This window comes from Paenibacillus sp. FSL P2-0173 (genome assembly GCF_038008045.1).
Lineage (GTDB): Bacteria > Bacillota > Bacilli > Paenibacillales > Paenibacillaceae > Paenibacillus > Paenibacillus polymyxa_B.
This window is the reverse complement of sequence record NZ_JBBOYK010000004.1, coordinates 692204-710304: the sequence shown is the minus strand read 5'-3', so window position 1 is coordinate 710304 and position 18101 is coordinate 692204. Positions and strand designations below refer to the sequence as shown.

Annotated in this window: 15 protein-coding genes, 1 pseudogene and 1 riboswitch; of the genes and pseudogenes, 9 read left to right on the top strand and 7 right to left on the bottom strand. The window is 46.8% G+C overall.

Features of this window, described 5'->3' with window-relative positions; genetic code table 11:
- Positions 1-54 precede the first annotated feature (54 nt).
- From MKX30_RS23065 to MKX30_RS23035, 7 genes and pseudogenes are all read left to right on the top strand, one after another.
- Complete coding sequence (locus tag MKX30_RS23065) at positions 55-1086, top strand: ABC transporter ATP-binding protein (RefSeq protein ID WP_053324471.1); 1032 nt, start codon at positions 55-57, stop codon at positions 1084-1086.
- The gene (locus tag MKX30_RS23060; protein WP_028541233.1) at positions 1064-1990 is read left to right on the top strand and encodes an ABC transporter ATP-binding protein; all 927 of its coding nucleotides are present in this window, start codon (positions 1064-1066) and stop codon (positions 1988-1990) included. Before MKX30_RS23065 ends, MKX30_RS23060 begins: the two co-directional genes overlap by 23 nt.
- 13 nt (positions 1991-2003) lie before the next feature.
- A complete protein-coding gene (gene opp4B, locus MKX30_RS23055) occupies positions 2004-2972 on the top strand; it encodes an oligopeptide ABC transporter permease (RefSeq protein ID WP_023986675.1) in 969 nt (322 codons plus the stop codon).
- Positions 2973-3000: 28 nt separating this feature from the next.
- On the top strand, positions 3001-3909 hold the full coding sequence (locus tag MKX30_RS23050) for an ABC transporter permease (RefSeq protein WP_023986676.1): 909 nt from the start codon (positions 3001-3003) through the stop codon (positions 3907-3909).
- Between the two features lie 42 nt (positions 3910-3951).
- Positions 3952-5772, top strand: coding sequence for an oligopeptide ABC transporter substrate-binding protein (gene opp4A, locus MKX30_RS23045; RefSeq protein ID WP_028541232.1), 1821 nt, complete (start codon positions 3952-3954; stop codon positions 5770-5772).
- A gap of 121 nt (positions 5773-5893) precedes the next feature.
- Positions 5894-6013: pseudogene (locus tag MKX30_RS23040) on the top strand (LysR family transcriptional regulator); the annotation flags it as partial.
- Positions 6014-6019: 6 nt separating this feature from the next.
- The gene (locus MKX30_RS23035) at positions 6020-6775 is read left to right on the top strand and encodes a LysR family transcriptional regulator substrate-binding protein (protein WP_254664456.1); all 756 of its coding nucleotides are present in this window, start codon (positions 6020-6022) and stop codon (positions 6773-6775) included.
- A gap of 27 nt (positions 6776-6802) precedes the next feature.
- On the opposite strand, the gene MKX30_RS23030 is transcribed toward MKX30_RS23035, so the two are convergent.
- The 4 genes from MKX30_RS23030 to MKX30_RS23015 form a co-directional block, all read right to left on the bottom strand.
- Positions 6803-7453, bottom strand: a complete 651-nt coding sequence (locus MKX30_RS23030) for an amino acid ABC transporter permease (RefSeq protein WP_028541230.1) — start codon at positions 7451-7453, stop codon at positions 6803-6805.
- Positions 7454-7467: 14 nt separating this feature from the next.
- Complete coding sequence (locus MKX30_RS23025) at positions 7468-8127, bottom strand: amino acid ABC transporter permease (protein ID WP_023986681.1); 660 nt, start codon at positions 8125-8127, stop codon at positions 7468-7470.
- A gap of 71 nt (positions 8128-8198) precedes the next feature.
- Positions 8199-9029, bottom strand: a complete 831-nt coding sequence (locus tag MKX30_RS23020) for a transporter substrate-binding domain-containing protein (protein ID WP_028541229.1) — start codon at positions 9027-9029, stop codon at positions 8199-8201.
- Positions 9030-9070: 41 nt separating this feature from the next.
- Entirely contained in the window at positions 9071-9808 is a 738-nt protein-coding gene (locus tag MKX30_RS23015; RefSeq protein WP_028541228.1) for an amino acid ABC transporter ATP-binding protein, read from the bottom strand.
- 327 nt (positions 9809-10135) lie between these two features.
- Between MKX30_RS23015 and MKX30_RS23010 the strand changes: the two genes are divergently transcribed.
- Positions 10136-10603, top strand: a complete 468-nt coding sequence (locus MKX30_RS23010) for a cupin domain-containing protein (protein WP_013308442.1) — start codon at positions 10136-10138, stop codon at positions 10601-10603.
- Between the two features lie 89 nt (positions 10604-10692).
- On the opposite strand, the gene MKX30_RS23005 is transcribed toward MKX30_RS23010, so the two are convergent.
- The 3 genes from MKX30_RS23005 to MKX30_RS22995 form a co-directional block, all read right to left on the bottom strand.
- Complete coding sequence (locus MKX30_RS23005) at positions 10693-11358, bottom strand: class D sortase (RefSeq protein WP_023986684.1); 666 nt, start codon at positions 11356-11358, stop codon at positions 10693-10695.
- A 116-nt stretch (positions 11359-11474) separates the two neighbouring features.
- Positions 11475-14984: a collagen binding domain-containing protein gene (locus MKX30_RS23000; protein ID WP_341063580.1), complete on the bottom strand. Its 3510-nt coding sequence runs from the start codon at positions 14982-14984 to the stop codon at positions 11475-11477.
- 225 nt (positions 14985-15209) lie between these two features.
- Positions 15210-15290, bottom strand: a riboswitch (cyclic di-GMP riboswitch).
- A gap of 50 nt (positions 15291-15340) precedes the next feature.
- The gene (locus tag MKX30_RS22995) at positions 15341-16222 is read right to left on the bottom strand and encodes an AraC family transcriptional regulator (protein WP_028541226.1); all 882 of its coding nucleotides are present in this window, start codon (positions 16220-16222) and stop codon (positions 15341-15343) included.
- Between the two features lie 593 nt (positions 16223-16815).
- Here MKX30_RS22995 and MKX30_RS22990 point away from each other — a divergent pair.
- Positions 16816-18072 (top strand): DUF445 domain-containing protein, encoded by a 1257-nt coding sequence (locus tag MKX30_RS22990; protein WP_068941032.1) that lies wholly within the window; start codon positions 16816-16818, stop codon positions 18070-18072.
- Positions 18073-18101 lie beyond the last annotated feature (29 nt).

Below are 18101 nucleotides of genomic sequence, written 5' to 3'. Positions count from 1 at the left end.
CAAACATGGTGAGAATAAGCGGGACAAGACCATGGAGAATGGAGGAAGCGCGCATTGAATACCGGACCCGTGTTGGAAATTAAAGGATTATCCGTATCTTTTCGCATCAAGGATCAATATCACCCCGCAGTCGACCATCTGGATCTGACGGTCAACCCCAATGAAGTGCTGGCTGTAGTCGGAGAATCCGGCTGTGGCAAAAGCGCGCTGGCGCTTTCGATCGCACAACTGCATGACATGGAACGCACTCGTGTAGAGGGAGAGGTCCTTTTTAAAGGCACGGACCTGAACCGTCTTTCTTCAGGGCAAATGAATAAAATCCGCGGAGCGGGCATTGGCATGATCTTTCAGGACCCGCTGACAGCACTCAACCCGTTAATGAGCATTGGTAAGCAGATTGAGGAAAATCTTGATTATCATACGTCACTATCTACGAAGCAAAAAAGGGAACGTGTGCTGGAGCTGCTGGAAAGCGTAGATATACCGAATCCTGTGCGTGTGTATGAGCAGTATCCGCATGAACTGTCAGGAGGGATGCGTCAGCGTGTGATGATCGCGATTGCCATAGCTTGCCGACCTTCTCTTATTATCGCAGATGAACCAACTACTGCGCTCGATGTAACGATCCAATCGCAAATTCTCGACTTGCTCAAACAGCTTCAACAGGAGAGTGGGAGCGGAATTATCTTGATTACGCATGATCTTGGTGTTGTGGCAGAAGTAGCCGACCGTGTGGTGGTCATGTATGCCGGAGAAATCGTGGAGAGCGCTGATGTTTTTGAATTATTCAGGCATCCACAGCATCCGTACACGCGTTCTTTGCTTGCTTCCATGCCGGGATCGCATACCAAGGGGGAATCACTGCATGTCATCGGCGGCATTGTTCCCTCATTACAAGATATCCCCCGCAATAGCTGTCGCTTTGCCCCGCGTATTCCCTGGATTCAGCAGGGAGTGCATGAAGACCATCCCCAACTAAATGAAATTTCCCCTGGACATTGGGTCCGTTGTACATGTTACCAGCATTTTCATTTTGAAGACGAGGCAAAGGGGGAAGCTGCTCATGGCACTACTGGAGTTAAATGATTTGAGGGTCCACTATCCGGTGCGCGGTGGTTTCTTCCAGCGTGTTATCGATCAGGTGAAAGCAGTGGATGGCGTGTCGATCAGCATTGAGGCAGGCCAGACATACGGGCTGGTGGGAGAATCCGGCTGTGGAAAAACGACGACAGGCAGGACGATCATCGGTCTAAATAAGCTGACGAGCGGACGGATTCTTTTTAAGGGAAAGGACCTTGCGGCTCTGAGCCGTAACAACCGTCATCCGCTGCGTAGAGACATTCAGATGATTTTTCAGGACCCCTACTCTTCGCTCAACCCGCGCAAGCGCGTATTGGATGTCATTGCTGAACCGCTGCGAAATTTTGAAAGGCTGAGCAGTGAGGAGGAACGGAGGAAAGTACAGACGTTGCTGGAAAAGGTCGGCTTGAACGCCGATGCAGCCTACAAATATCCGCATGAATTTTCCGGGGGGCAACGGCAACGGATCGGGATCGCGCGTGCGCTGACATTAAACCCCAAGCTGATCATTGCTGATGAGCCGGTGTCGGCGTTGGACGTTTCCGTGCAGGCACAGGTGCTTAATTTTATGAAGGATGTGCAACGGGAATTTAATTTGACGTATTTGTTCATCAGTCATGACTTGGGTATTATCCGCCATATGTGCGACCAAATCGGCATTATGTACCGGGGCCGTCTAGTGGAGCAGGGGAGCGAGCAAGACATTTATGAGCGTCCACAGCATCTGTATACCCAGCGCCTCATTGCAACCATTCCCAATATTGATCCTACAAAACGGCTGGAAAATGCCCAAAAAAGGCGAATGCTTTTATCCTCCTACAAAACAGAGCTGCCCAAACATCTAGACGTGAGTGGAAAGCCGTTTGCACTAAAATCAGTAAGTCCATCCCATCAAGTCGCGCTACCATAAGGGGGGTACAGAAATGTGGAAATTTACACTGCGTCGGCTGCTGGTTATGATCCCTCAACTTTTTGCACTGAGCGTGCTTATATTTTTCCTGGCTAAGGCTATGCCGGGGGATGCACTGACAGGACTTATTACTTCGACACCCAATCTGAATCCGGCCGTACTGGAAGAACAGCGACAAAGACTGGGACTGAATGACCCGGTGTGGGTGCAGTATGGGAACTGGCTCGTCCAGCTTGCTCACGGGGATCTGGGCAAATCTTATGTACATAAAATTAGCGTTACCGATCTGATTGGCAGCCGTCTGGGAAACACGTTCTTTCTGGGCGTAGTAATTCTGGTTCTGACGTATCTGATCGCCATTCCGCTCGGCGTACTCAGCGGTCGTTATCAGCATAGTCTGCTGGACAAAACCGTAGTGGGCTATACCTATCTCAGCTTTGCCACACCTCTATTTATACTCGCGTTGTTGCTGCTGTACGTATTCGGATTCAGGCTCGGCTGGTTTCCAACCAGCGGCAGTGTGGATGTAGGCGTGGAGCCGGGGACATGGTCATATTACGTGAACAAGTCGTATCATCTCATTTTACCGGCGGTTACAGGCGCATTGCTCAGTACAACGGCTACGATTCAGTATTTGCGCAATGAGGTCATTGACACACGACTGAAGGATTTTGTGAAAACAGCGCGTTCCAAAGGGGTGCCCGAAGGTAAAATTTATTCCCGCCATATTTTCAAAAACTCTCTATTGCCGATTGCTGCCTTTTTGGGCTATGACCTGACGGGAGTAATTGCAGGCAACATTTTCCTTGAATCTATTTTCGGTTATCCGGGGTTAGGACAATTATTTCTCCAGTCCATCACTCAACGGGATTTTTCAGTCGTGAACGCACTGGTCATGGTCTCCGGCTTCTTGGCGCTATTAGGGACCCTTTTATCTGATGTCATCCTGAGCAAAGTCGATCCCCGCATTCGAATTGAATAGCGAATAAGTCTAGAGAAAGGGAGGGATTATGGTGTCTATACAGGTGGAGGAGGTCTTCACGCCGGAAATCATTCGTAAATCACCATCCAGTTGGTCTGTACTGCGTCGTGAGCTGGTGCGTGACAAAATGGCCTTGGTTTCCATTGGCTTTGTAATTCTGTTCTTGATCTTTATATATGCCTCTGTCCTGTTTGTAAATCAGGATGTAGTCACGACGGTGGATTTGGGCGCAATCCGTGAAGCTCCCGGCTCAGTGCATTGGCTGGGCACAGATCGAGCGGGCAGGGATATTTTTGGCCAGCTGGTCATTGGAGCCCGCAATTCCTTCACGATCGGCTTTACGATTACATTGTTATCTGCCGCTATTGGCTTAACGTTAGGTTTGCTGGCTGGTTTTTATGGGGGGCTGGTCGATAACATCATCATGCGGATCATTGATTTTATTCTGGTACTTCCATTTCTGATGTTGGTCATCGTATTTGTCAGCATTGTACCCAAAAGCGGCATAGGGTCCTTTATTTTCATTATGACTGCCTTTTTATGGATTGGAAAAGCACGTCTGATCCGGGCCAAGGTGTTGTCGGAGCGCGAACTGGATTATGTGCAGGCTTCCAAAACCCTTGGCACACCCAATTGGAAAATCATCTGGTTTGGCGTGCTGCCTAATCTTAGCTCGGTCGTGATCGTCAATCTGACCCTCAGCCTCGCGGGAAATATCGGGATTGAGACCGGGCTTTCTTATCTCGGTTTTGGCTTACCGGAATCTACTCCAAGCTTGGGTACACTGGTGAGTTATGCGAATGACCCGGATGTTTTGCAGAATAGCTGGTGGATGTGGTTGCCTGCCTCACTGCTTATTTTGGTGCTAATGCTGGCGATTAACTTTATTGGCCAGGCGCTCAAACGCGCCACGGATGCCAGACAACGATTGGGTTAACCGAAGTTCAAGGATAAGGACAATGACAAGGAGGGATTTACAATGGTTAAACACTGGAAAAAAGGAATTCTGCCTGTTCTATCTGCAATTTTGGTGCTTTCTCTGGCCGCATGCAGCGGTTCGCCTTCCGCTTCGAATGGAGGGAAATCGTCTGACGGTACAGGCGGCACAGGGTCCGACAGCAAGCAGGTGAATGCCACAGCGCTGGAGAAGGCGATCAAGAACGATAAGGCCCCGATTAAGGGTGGCATCATCAATTATGCACTCGTGTCTGATACCCCTTTTGAAGGTATTCTGAATCCTGTATTTTATGAAGGCAATCCTGATTTTGAAGTCTTCCAGTTTTTCTACCCTTCTATGTTTTCGATTGACTCCAATCTAAATATTGACAATAAAGGAGCGGCGACGATTTCCTTTTCCCCAGACAATAAGGCGGTGACTGTAAAAATTGATCCCAAACTGAACTGGACGGATGGTAATCCCGTAACGGCAGAGGATTATGCTTTTTCCTATGAAGTGATCGGTCATAAAGACTACGAAGGTCCTCGTTATGATAGCTTTATGACCAACATTGTGGGCATGGAGGATTATCACGCGGGTAAGGCCAAAACCATTTCTGGCATCAAGGTGCTGAATGAGAAAGAGGTTACCATTCACTTCAAGGAACCTAATCCTTCGGTGAAATCGGGACTTTGGTCTACACCACTGGAGAAAAAGGTATTTCAGAATATCCCCGTGAAAGATATGGCCGGATCTGATCCTGTCCGTAAAAATCCGATTGGCTATGGACCGTTCAAAATTAAATCAATGGTCACAGGTGAATCTGTGGAATTCGTCAAAAATGAAGATTATTTCCACGGTGAGCCCAAGTTGGATGGTCTTCATCTGAAGGTGGTGAACCCGAATGTCATTACCGAGGCGCTGAAAAGTGGAGAAGTCGATTGGGCCAGCTATCCAACCACCCGTTACAATGAGGCCAGTAATCCGAAAAATGTACAGTTTCTCGGTCAGGAGGAATTATCTTATAGCTATGTGGGCTTTAAGATGGGCAAATTCGATCAGGCCAAGAATCTAAATATCATGGACCCGAACGCCAAGCTGGCGAACAAGTCATTGCGTCAGGCCCTCGGCTATGCGCTGAATAATGAGCAGGTCGGCAAGCAGCTCTATCATGGACTTCGGATTCCAGCAACATCCCTGATTCCGCCTGCCTTTAAGGGATATCATGATATAAATGCAAAGGGCATCGCGTATGACCCGGACAAGGCGAAAAAGCTGCTGGACGAGGCAGGCTATGTGGACACCAATGGAGATGGATACCGTGAGGACCCTAAGGGCAAGGAACTGGTGCTCCATTATGCGGCAATGAGCGGAGATGCGACAGCTGAATCGCTGGCAAAGTTTTATTTGCAAAACTGGAAGGATGTCGGACTTCATGTCGAGCTGGTGGACGGTCGTCTGCTTGAGTTCAATTCTTTCTATGATCGTGTGCAGAAGGATGACCCCGGCATTGATATTTTTGGCGGCGCATGGAGTACAGGTACAGATGTAAACCCTAGTGGGCTGTATGGACGCGGAGCCAGCTTTAACTACTCGCGCTTTACCAGTGAAGAGAATGATAAGCTGTTGCAGGAAGGGGTGTCTGTGAAAGCCTTTGACGACAATTATCGTAAAGATATATACAATCAGTGGCAGGCGTATATGAGCGAGGAGGCGCCAATCGTGCCGACGTTATTCCGTTACTCGTTGGAGGCAGTGAATAATCGGGTAGCCAATTACGATATTACCCGTGGCAAGGAGTATGATGCAGACACGTTTGCGAATATTACGTTGACTGCGGAAAAAGCCGAAGTAGCCCAATAATCTAAAAAAGCGCAACAACCTGAAGAAGAAGCGCGAACCGGATGGATCCGATTTTGCGCTTCTTTTGACCTTTTAATGCAATCATTCTGGGGATTCTCGAAGGGAGAGAAGGAAGACGGAAATACGTCAGCTTCAATACTTCATTGCCGTATGCGAGGAACTGCATTTTACGAAAGCTTCGGAAAAGATCGGAATCTCCCAACCCACGCTTAGCTTGCAAATTAAGGCGTTGGAAGAGGAATTGGGCATGACGCTTTTTGACCGTGCAGGCAAGAAAATAAAAATGACAGATGCCGGGAAATTGTTGCTGCAACATAGTGCACATGCGCTCAAGGATTTACAGCAAGCGAAGGCTTCCATTGAGGAGTTGCGCACCGAGCAACGCGGGAGTTTGCGGATTGGTATCGCATTACCGGAGCTGGAGGAACCATTGCAAGAAATGCTTATCCATTTTCATCAGTCATTTCCTAAAGTCAGCCTGCACATCCATCCATCATTTGATGTAACAGAACAGCTGCTGGATAACCGAGTGGATGTTGGCATTACGCTGCATTCGGGTACGGATGAAAGGCTTGTCCAGCTTCCTCTTCGTACGGAGAAATACTGTCTTGTTGTTCCGGTAGAGCATGTGTTTTCCAACCGTACTTCCATTACGCTGGACGAATTGAGGCATGTACCCTGGGCGATGCAGCCAGAGTGTCATCCCGGCAGGAAACTGATTGAGAAGTGCTTCCGTGATCGCGGGTATCCCTTTGCAACCGTCTTGGAGACAAATTCCATACCTTCAATCCTGCGCTGGGTACAGGAGGGACTTGCCGTAACCCTACAGACGGAGTCCCTTGCGGCAGAATTGGATCGCTCACAATTTTGCACTGTACCTATTTTGTGCGGCGTGCTCCAGGGTCAGCTAGAGTTGATTTATCAGTCTGGCCGTTATCAGGGAGAAGCGTTGAAGCGATTGATTGAAAAGATACAAGCTGTACTAACAGTGCGTTCCAACTAGTGGCAACCCTGATGAGTATCAGGAGCTTTAATGTGTACGAACTTCCAGCCTGCGTGCAATCAGTGACATACTGTAATTGACAGCAAAGTACAGGAAAGCTGCGAACAGCAGGGCTGGAATGACAAAAGATTGATTTTGCCCACCGACAATCTGAATGTTATGCGTCAGCTCCGGCAAACTGATAATGACAGCCAGTGAGGTATCCTTGAATAGGGAAATGAACTGGCTGACAATCGGGGGCACCATGCGACGAAGCGCTTGGGGCAGAATGATATGCCATAAGGTTTGAGAATAGCTTAAACCGGAGGAACGTGCGGCTTCCACCTGTCCTTTATGGACCGAATTCAGACCGCTGCGCACAATCTCGGCGATCATGGCTCCCTCGAAGATCGACAGGCCTGTAATGGCTGCCCACTTGAGGGAAATCGAAATTCCGATGGATGGTAAAACCATGCCGATGAAGAAAATAATGAGCAATAATGGAAGATTGCGAATGAGATCAATGATAAAGGCTGCAACCTGTGAAATAACAGGTAAGCGGGTATAGCGCAGAATGCCGAATAAGATACCAAGAACGAAGCTGAACACGATAGAGTAAATAGCAACCTCCAGTGTGAGCAGGAAGCCCTCCAGTATAAAACGCACATTAGGCCACACAAACAATCCACCGAAATCCATACGGGCTTCCCTCCTTAGGATGTTTTGGACAGACGCCGTTCCATATAAAGTACAAGAAAGCTAAGCGGAACCGTCAAGATAAGATACAACAGCGCCGTGATGGCGTAGACTGTGATGGGCAGGAAGGTATCCGAGTTAATGAGGTCCGAGTAATACATTAGGTCCAGTCCGGCCACAATAGCCAGCACGGAAGAGTTTTTGACCAGATTAATGAATTGGTTGCCGATCGCAGGCAGTACAATTTTGATGGCTTGCGGTAAAATAATGCTGATCATCGTCTGGTTGTAACTCAACCCGGAGGACCTTGCCGCTTCAAATTGCCCCTTGGGCACAGATTGAATGCCGGCACGTATGGCTTCAGCAATAAAGGAGGCTGTGTATACAGTCAATCCGAGCGTTCCAGATACGAATCCGTCCAAAGGGATGCCCAAAGTAGGAAGTCCGAGATAAAAAAACAGTACGACGATCAGCAATGGGATATTGCGGATGACCTCTACATAGACGGTACCAATCCAGTTCAGCCATTTAAAAGGCGCAATTCGGAGGATGGCAATAATAGCCCCCAGAATAAAGCTTCCGATCAAGGCAATGACACTAGCTTGAACGGTATGAAGCAAGCCTTCTCTGAAACGGTCGCTATGATCGAAAAGTACGTTGATATCAAAAGTAAGCATCTGCGAATTTACCTCCTTATCCAGACTTAAGAAAGGAAGGAGCTCGCAATCGCGGCTCCTTCACAAGAATACTATTCGGGTTTAACCCCAAGCCATTGCTCGTGGAGCTTATTGTATTCACCGTTGCTTTTCAGTTCCTTGAGCGTATCATTAATAGCTTGTAGCAGTTCGGTTTGCCCCTTCTTCACTGCAATGCCGTAAGGTTCCTCTGTGAAGTTCCCGCCTACAAGAGTATAATTCGGGTCTTGCTGCTGCATGCCGAGCAGAATAGAGTTATCCGTAGTCAAGGCTTCTCCTTTACCTGCTTTGAGGGCGTTGAAAGCATCCTGATAGTTTTCGAATTCCAATATCGTTGCTTCAGGTGCTTTTTCACGGATATTTTTGGCGGAAGTAGAGCCCTTCACGGCGAGCACCTTGGTATTCGGGGTCAGAGACTCCAGCCCGGTGATGGGGCTCCCCTTTTTCACAAGCAGAGATTGCCCGGCGTTAAAATAGACGTCGCTGAAATCAACCTGCTTTTTACGTTCATCCGAAATGGTCATCGTCGCGATAATGGCGTCAATGTCCCCGTTTTGCAATAAGGTGATTCGTGTTTTGGACGTGACTTCTTTTAGTTCAAGTTTGGTTTCATCGCCAAAAATATGTTTGGCTACAGCCTTAGCGATGTCGATATCAAAGCCCTCTACTTTTCCGCTAGCCGGGTCTTTCAGTCCGAACAGCTTGGTATCGTATTTCACACCAACGACCAGTTTGCCACGCTGTTTGATCGCTTCCAGCCCGTTGGCTGCTGCCGGCTCATTCCCCGACGTTGCCGCTCCTTCTTTGCCTCCACAGCCTGCCAAGACGAGCAGACAAGATAAAGCTACCAGCACCAAAGTACTCCATTGAAATCTTTTTCTCATCAGAACATTCCCCTTTCGATTTACGCTACATTGGTAGTCTATTAATGATGAATCAGACGGCTCAGGAACAGGCGAGCCCGTTCTTCACCCGGATTCTGAAAAAATTCGACAGGTTGGCTGTCTTCCAAAATTTGTCCTTTGTCCATAAAAATCACGCGGTCCGCCACTTCACGTGCAAAGCCCATTTCATGAGTGACAATGACCATTGTGATGCCCTGATGGGCGAGCGAGCGCATAACATCCAGTACCTCTCCGATCGTTTCGGGATCAAGTGCTGAAGTAGGCTCGTCAAACAACATAATTTTTGGATTCATCGCGAGCCCGCGGGCGATCGCGACCCGCTGCTGCTGTCCACCGGACAATTGAGCGGGGTAGCTCTGTGCCTTTTCTTCGATTCCGACGCGCTTTAGATAGGTGATGGCTGTTTGAGTAGCTTCTTCTTTCGAGATGCCCAGTACCTTCATAGGTGCCAGTACAATGTTTTCAATCACCTTTTTGTGGGGATACAGATTGAAATGTTGGAACACCATCCCGATATTACGGCGGAAGGCATTGATATCAATCTTTTTGTCATGTACAGGGATCTCGTTAACGATCAGCTCCCCATCCGATATCGTTTCCAGACGATTGATGCAGCGAAGCAGGGTGCTTTTACCCGAGCCGGAGGGACCGATGATTACGACGACCTCGCCCTCCTTAATCTGAAGATTAATGTCTTTGAGTACATGGAAGTGACCGTAATGCTTGTTGACGTTGCGAAACTGGATCAGAGAGCTCACCCCTTTTTAGGCTTGGATACATAGCTTAGTAGACGGATTGACATGATCAAGCTCTATTAGAATTTAAAAATTTCTCTCATGATACTATAAGCTTACAATAAAAAACAAGATTTTATGTCACTAAACTTTACGTGTAATGTATTTTGGTGTGTTTTTTGCTAGTAAACTGTTATTTATATGTTGAAAACGAATAAATATCCGTAATTTTATGTTATTAAATTTGACACAAACTATTGATCCTCGACATGCCAAGGGAGAAACGTGACAAAAGCAACGCTATGTTTTACAGTAGGGAAGAAGGAATTTAGGGTAAAGGAAGGTTAGACAATGACGAAAGCTATTTCACCGCTAGTAACGGCATTGGGCATGGAGCCCCATCCAGAAGGCGGCTGGTACAAAGAGATGTGGAAGGCCCATTTCCAAATTCCGAAGCCTGTACTGCCGGATGTGTATTCCGGTCCGCGCTTTGCAGCTTCGTCTACGTATTTCTTGCTGCATCCGGGTGAGTTCTCCGAGTGGCATGTGGTCCATTCTGATGAGCTGTGGTTATATCATAGCGGAAGCCCTGTAGAGTTGAAATTGGGTGGAAGTGGAGAAGAGCCTGGTGAAGAAACTGTGATTATCGTCGGTGCGGATGTGGAGGCAGGACAGCATCCACAAGCACTCGTTCCAGGAGCAGTATGGCAAACGGCACGTCCGCTTGGGGATGAGCCCGTGCTGGTAACCTGTGTGGTTGCACCAGGATTCCACTTTGATGATTTCAAGCTGATTGCCAAGAATCCAACTGAATCATGATGTGAGCATTGGCGGGTGTATTTCTGTAATGAACAGGAATGGCCCGCCTGATTTATGTTTACTCATAGAAATAGGGCTTTAAAATAGCTTTAGGTGCTTAGTTTCGCCTGAACAATGAGACGATGGGTGGGGTTTACGAGAGGGTCACATGTAATCAGTGTAAGCAGCTTTTGTTTTTTGAAGCTTTTCAGAACAGACACGTCCGTAGGATCGACCACCTTCAGGCTATAAACGCTATATACATATTGGTTACCCCGAGCGTTAACAACAATCTTATCCCCGATCTTCAATTCATTTAGACGATTAAATAAACGTCCAGAGGTACGGGCTCGATGAGCAGCAATGGCGGCATTCCCCGCTTGTCCCAGCGTCCCCGTTTCCGGCATATGTACAGCCGCGTGTCTCATATTTATCCTCGTTGCGCCTTCCAATACAGGGAGCTTTAAAGCAATACGACTTATACTAATAGTGGCTATGGGAGTTTGTTCATTAGCGCTTACCATGGGAGCAGGGGATGGGGAAGTATTTTGTCGTGCTTCACTAACCGGAACTTCTGTAAGACGAGTGGACAAGCGAGCATAGCTGTCTGTAAGACTGGGGGGCCATAGCGCGTCGCTTTTTCCAGATGGTAGCTCTGCTGCTTTTAATAGCTTGCTTTGTTCCTGATCCTCATTCCATTCTGTCGCTTTAGGAAACAAAATAAAAAGTAAGCCTAACACAATAAATACGTAGGAAAGTTTACGCAGACTCAGCAATCTCGCCTCCCCTAAGCAAAGTACGGATTATACATATTTTTTGAAAAAATGCCCCATTCCCGACTCATTCCAATCGGGAATGGAATGAGCCGGGAGATCAGGGCAGGTGATCGGTTTTATTTTTTGTTTGTTCGTCTGAATTTCAAAAATACGCCCCACATAACCATCGCTATGCCTGTCAAATAGAACGGAACGGGGCTGTTTTCACCTGTTTGGGGCAATTGATGTACCGCAGGTGTATCCTCCGGCTCTTCAGGTTCTTTTCCCGGAACCTTGAGACGGATCTTAGGTTCGGGATCGTCTTTCGAATCCAGTGGAGGAGGAGGATCTTGATGAGGTATGACGGCTGGCGGCTCCGGCGGTATAGGCGCAGGTTCCTCCTGTGGAGGGAGTATGTCCTCCGGAGATTTTGGCAATGACGGTGGAACGGTTATAGACGGAGTATCGGGTATTTCTGGATCTTTGTCATGTTTTTTACCTGAGCCTCCGGACGGGGGTGAAGGATCTGGATGAGTAGGCGTTCCTGGTTCGTTTTTCTTTTCTTTACGATTGGTGATCACAACCCTCTTTACGCCAGAGCTTTGCCGCAGTGTTGCGTCTATTTTGATCTCGAGCTTGCCCTCGGTGATTTTATAGCCCTCCGGTGCTGCCAATTCTTCCAAGATATAATCGTCATGAAGCAAGGAGGAAAAGATGATTTTGCCTTCCGCATTGGTGGTCTGAATGAGCGGGGCTCTTTTTTGACCTTTATCATAGAGCGCAAACTGTGCGCCAGGCAGTACCTTGTCAGGCATATCCTGATCTACCTTGGTCAGCTCAAGACTTTCGGTCACACCCCCGCCAGAACCGGAGCCGGAAGACGTTCGTACGATGATTTCCTGGCTGGTTTCCCGCATCTCTGTCGTCAAGCGATCCCCCTCAAAGGCAACCTTATTACTCACCTTGGCTTTGTCTTCAGCATGAATGAACGATTGGTATTCAAGTATAAAAGCAGTGGAAATATCCTTGGCAAAAGTAACTTCAAAAGTTTGCTGGCCTTGAGCGTCTGTCTTGATATACAGCTTGTAATCTTGGTTTCTAATCAACTCGGTGCTTTTGGTGGTATTTCCGTTGGCAGCGATGATTGTAGAGTACAAATGAAAGGAATCCTCAATTAGGATTTGATTGTTGCTAGGCTGATCTATAATTTTAGCGTTAGATACATGGGACTGTCCTTCATTGATGCGGATGCTCCAATCGATCTTATTTCCATTTTGTGTACCGACTTTAGATACATATTCTCCGCCATGAGGTACCGCGACTTGCGCTGCCCATTCAGAGACTGTTTTTTGTCCATCCAGTAGAAGGGCTTGATTGTGGATTTCTTTTTCAATCAGTTCTCCTTCCAATGAAGTTTGAAAGGTAATCCAGTAGGGAGTCTGTATCTGCTCCTTGAACTGGATACGCAATTCATTACCATTTTGCTCGGAGGGAGGAATAATGGTGTATTGATCTGCCGGGATTTCAGCCCCTTTTTGTACGCCATCCCACCATCCCAGCAAGGTCATATCGTATACCTTTACGGAGGCGGGCAGTAACTTCTGACCTTGCAACAAGGGGTCTCTCACTTCCGCGTGATTCAGGATCTTGCGATTGTAGTTAGCTTTAATGTCCCAGGTAATGAGCTTGGAGGTTGCATTATAGCTTCCTTGCTTGGCACCGTTTCGTTGTGTCATAAAGTCCGGCCAGATCGGGCACTCCACTCCTTGCGATGATCTTTCTCCGTCTTCAAACTGGTATTCTATATGGGATTTATTACGAAACTCGGGCTTCGTCGTATCCGTTTTCCAGTCATTATTATAGGTGGTTGAATACTTGATTGTATAAGCCTTCTGAATGGTTTTATGAAAAATGAGCGTAAATCCTTGTTTATAGTCCTGTGATAGCGGAACCAGCTCATAATCCGTGGGCGCACGTAGCTCCGTTGTTCCGTCAACACTTTGAATTTTCAGGGTGTCCGGTAACAAAGCCAAGCCCCCGTTTGGAAACACATCCTGAATGACAATATTTTTCATGATGTACAAGTCTGTATTGATGGTAATCACCCAAGGTATGATTTTGGTGTTGTAATTGGGTGTGTCATACATTTTAGTCATAACTCCGCTTATGATTTCCGTCGATACAATCTTCTGCGTTCCATCCGAGGTTATGATGTTTATAACTTTTCCATTATCATAGACACGGCCTCTGGCTTGAGTCTGGTATCGGATGGTATAGGCTGAATCTACGTCGAAGTTGAATTGAAGTTTGAAGCCGTTGCGGTCCGGATAATCAACTGGGATGACAGTATACGCCCACGATGGGAGCTCCTCCAGTGTGTTTCCCTTAAATACTTTCAAAGAACCGGGCAGCAATTCTTGAGTTTTATTGAAATGATCAATTAAAAGAGCTTTGGCTTCGGGGATTTTTGTCTCGCTGAAGTTATATCTTATGGCCCACGAGAGTGTTTGTGTGGCATGATCATATTTTTCAACCTTTTTGGACAAAAATTCACCACGTTCCACCTGAACAGTAGCGGTAGCAACAACGTTCTCTATCGCATCTCCTGAAAGCGTTGCTGTGTTGGAGAAACGAGTTTTATCGCCAATAATACGCGTGGAATATTGAATCTGATAGGCCGTGTTAATGCTATCGTCTTGAAAACGAATCACAAACCCTGTCCCGGCTTGATCTGCTTCAATGGCATATTCACTTGCATTCACTAGGTCTCGAACAACGGTCGAGCCGTCGATATTGACTTGTAGATGATAGAGCCGGATAGAGTCTCCTCTGAGTTCCAGCCCTGAAGGAATTGGATCGGTGATGAGGGCATGCTTTACGGTGTTTAGTTGTTTGTTCACATCAATGGTCCAGTCGATCTGATTGGTGCCCTCTATTTTCCCTTGTTTGCTTAGGGTTGGCCCTGACTGGGGTTTTACATTCACGATGACCGTTTGTACCCCGCCTTTGATCGGAATCGCAATGATGATCTCTGTACTGCCTTTCACGGTTTCTTTCGTAAACTCGGTTTTAACTTGTAGTTTGCCGCTGACATTGGAGTGATTCTCTACATATTGGTTAAAGGTCATGATAACCTTGCCCTGACGATCTACTGTGAAGTATCCCACGGTTCCGTCGGTAGTGACTAACGGAGATGAGATATCAGAGTAGATGACAAACTGTTCTGGTAAATGAAAGGTGAAGGTGTCCCCTGACTTATAGGTATTGTCAGGAAGCTCCCATTCATATCCTAGTTGGATGGCTGATCCGATGTCGAATTGGCTGCCAGGACTATATACCGCATCAATGACACGCCCTGTTTCGTCGGTCAGGTTCAACTTCGTTAGTATGCTCTGCGGAGCTGCATCATGTTGAGACTTTGAACTGACTGCTCCTTGAACGAAGGGGACCGTGTTTGAAGGAATCTCCCCAGGAGGTTCAAGGTTTGGGACAACGTATACAGCATCTGTAACGGTAGGTGTAGGATCAGATACAGCACTCTGCGGCAGTTCTGGGGCTGGAGCATCTCCGTAAGCCAGCGTTGCGCTGAAAAAGCTTTGGACAATGAGCAATAAGGCAATGATCATTACATTTATTTTTGTTCTCATGCTCCAAGTGATTCTCCTATTCATCGTAATATGGCAATGCTTCGGCGGTTATGTTTTTTTCCTTCCCTCCTCCTAGTTCAAAATTAGTATATTCAGCATGCTAGGCAGACATGACTATCCCAATAGAAAAAAAGCCCTGATCATAGCGATCAGGGCTTTCTTCGAGAGAGGCATAGCAATTTGTGATGGATCTATGTAAAAAAGACATAATAAAAAGCTCGTTCATCTGGTAGCTGGCTGCCATCCGGATAGGAAGGCCCTATAGTTTTGCGTCACTGCCTTTCGACAGTTTTGCCATTAACTTGAATAGCTTGTGCGTCTATCATCTATCAAACTGATTTCATGTAACCTCTCATTTACAACTTGGAACGGTTCCCCCATTTTTTGCGGAAGGAATGAGGTGTTTCTCCTACATGCTCCTTGAATAGGTTAATAAAATGGCTCGTATTGGGAATCCCTACGTACCTTGCGATATCCACAATGGACATGTCACTGGTTTTAAGCCAGCTTTGAGCGGCTGTGATACGGACATTAATGAGATAATCAATCGGAGAGAAACCGATCTGCTTTTTGAAATTTTTAGCCAGATTAAACTTGTTTAATTCAAACATGTCTGCCAGCGAGTCCAGTGTTATTCGCTCACAGTAGGACTGATCCAAATATTGTTGTACCCGGCGTACTTCGCTGAGGGTTTCAGCATTCACATGCGGATGATCATAGGGATGTTGCAAAATGCACATTAGTATTTCACCAATGAGCCTGGACGTTAGCAGCTCAGCGGAAAGACTTCTGTCAGACTGCCCGCAAATCAGAGCATGGAGCTTATCCAATATAATATGCGGATTATGCATGGAAATGACCGGTTTATTATGCTTGGCAAATTGTTCGTAAAAATTTTCGATCAGGTTGCCATACAGGTACAGGCTGATATACTCCCAGGATTCATGACCGGAGGTGCTGTATTGAACATATTCCTCGCAATTAATAAAGAACAAATCTTGAGGTTTTATGATATATTTCTTGCCCCGGTACAGTAATTCTCCCTTACCAGACAACGTAAAGACAAGCAAAAAAGAGGCAAGTTCTTTCCTTTCCATCGTAAAAGCAGAAGTTTTTTGGAAGTAGCCTAATTCCTGGATATATAAAAGGGATTGCTTGGCAAAAGCGGAGGGAGTGCGTACAATTACGACCGGATCGCCATTCCAGAGGCCCACGTTGTTTTTTTGGTCTGTTGTCATATTCAATTCCTTTACAAAAAAGCAATTTTATCTAGCATATCTTGGTTTGATTTACCAATATATAATGGCTGATTAAACATGATTTCCTATTTATAAAAGTTTATTTTATCACAACAAATATGTCTATATATCAAATTATGTGTGTGAGCTTTATGGGAGTCTCGCTTTTTATGGATATTTAATCTGATAATCCATATGAAAAAGTCGAATGCTGTTGAAAGAATCTGGGGTTATCATGGATTCAAATCCTTTCTGAGGTCAAATACCAAAATGGTACTGAAAAAAGGTATCTTATGCCCATTCAACTTTCTTGTTCACTTCTCCTTTCGGTTTAAAAAAATTGGGACTTGGTTTTGTTAAAATGGTTCGTAAGGCTTATTATTGAAAATAAGAGTTTGGGCCCAGTACTGTGATTTTGTTCACAAACATGAATGTAAAAAAGAGAGATATATGCATAAAAAATTACGCAAAAAGTGCCCTTGCGCGTTTCATCAAAAGTGCTTTCAACTTTGGAAATGACACGGGCAATGATATGATGGGTAATACAGGTATAGTGCTTTACTTACTCGACAGTCAGTTTGGAGGATTACAGGATGGGAAAACCAAAAAGTACGAAAACCGCAGCGGCTTGGTCGCTCGTTATTCTAGGGGCAGGCTTTGCAGCCACATTGCCCTTCCAGCAATATGGCTGGGCTCGTTTATTAGCCGGAGCTTTTGAGGCAGGACTTGTAGGGGGACTGGCAGACTGGTTCGCTGTCACTGCTTTGTTCCGTCATCCGCTAGGCATTCCGATACCACATACGGCGCTACTTCCTAAAAATAGGGACAAGCTCACGAATGCATTGGTGAGTACCGTGGAAAATAACCTGCTAAACAAAGACAGCATTGCGTCTAAAATTGCAGATATTCGTTTGGCCGATTTGGTACTGGGCGGTGTGGAAAAAGGAATGCGCACGCCGGAGGCGGCGGCATCCATAGATGTTCTTGCCAAGCGTCTCGTCCAGTCGCTCCCGCTCGCGGAATTGGCTCCGGTCATCGTGGCAGAGCTCAAGCGGCAGGTGACTGACTTTGACACCGGACCGCTGCTAGAGGCGCTTGCTCGTCAGACCAGCGAGAAGGGCTATGATCGCCGCGCACTGGATTACACGCTGGAGCAAGCAGAGTCCTGGCTTTTGCGACCCGAAACGGGTTATACGCTGGGCACCTTAGGGATGCAGGCTGTTAGTGGTTTGCAGGTGAGCGGGCTGATGCAGTTTGCCTTGAACGCATTCCTAGGCTATCTGAACGAAGAGCGTATGGGTGAAATGATTCGTCATTTCCTGCTGGATCAGGTAGCAGAACTGCAAAGGGAAGAGCACCCGCGCCGCCAGGCCGTGCTGGATGGTCTGAGAACACAGGTGACCCGATTGGCGACGAAAGATACGGTTCAGGAAGGGTTGAACGGCTGGAAGGATAGCCTTGTTGAAGCCTGGGAAGGCGATGCGTCAGTGCTGGGCAAAATGGAAGAACTGCGTATACGCTTATTGGACTACATGGAAGACGGAAGCTATGTGCAGACCTATATTTTACCGCTATTGGATCGGATGCTGACTGATTTAAGAGGGAATACCGAGCTGCTGGACAAGATCAATGTGCGAATTGTGGAAGGTATTACTGGACTGGTGGAAGCCAACCATAGTCGAATTGGTAACTTGGTACGCGAAAATGTAGACAAAATGGATAACAAATCCCTGATTGCACTGATGGAGGACAAACTGGGACAGGATTTGCAGTGGATACGTATTAACGGCGCAGTTACAGGCTTCCTGATCGGCATTGTGCTGACAGGTATCCGTATGCTAATCCAATAGACCAGAAAAAGCTACAGATAGGGTTGTGG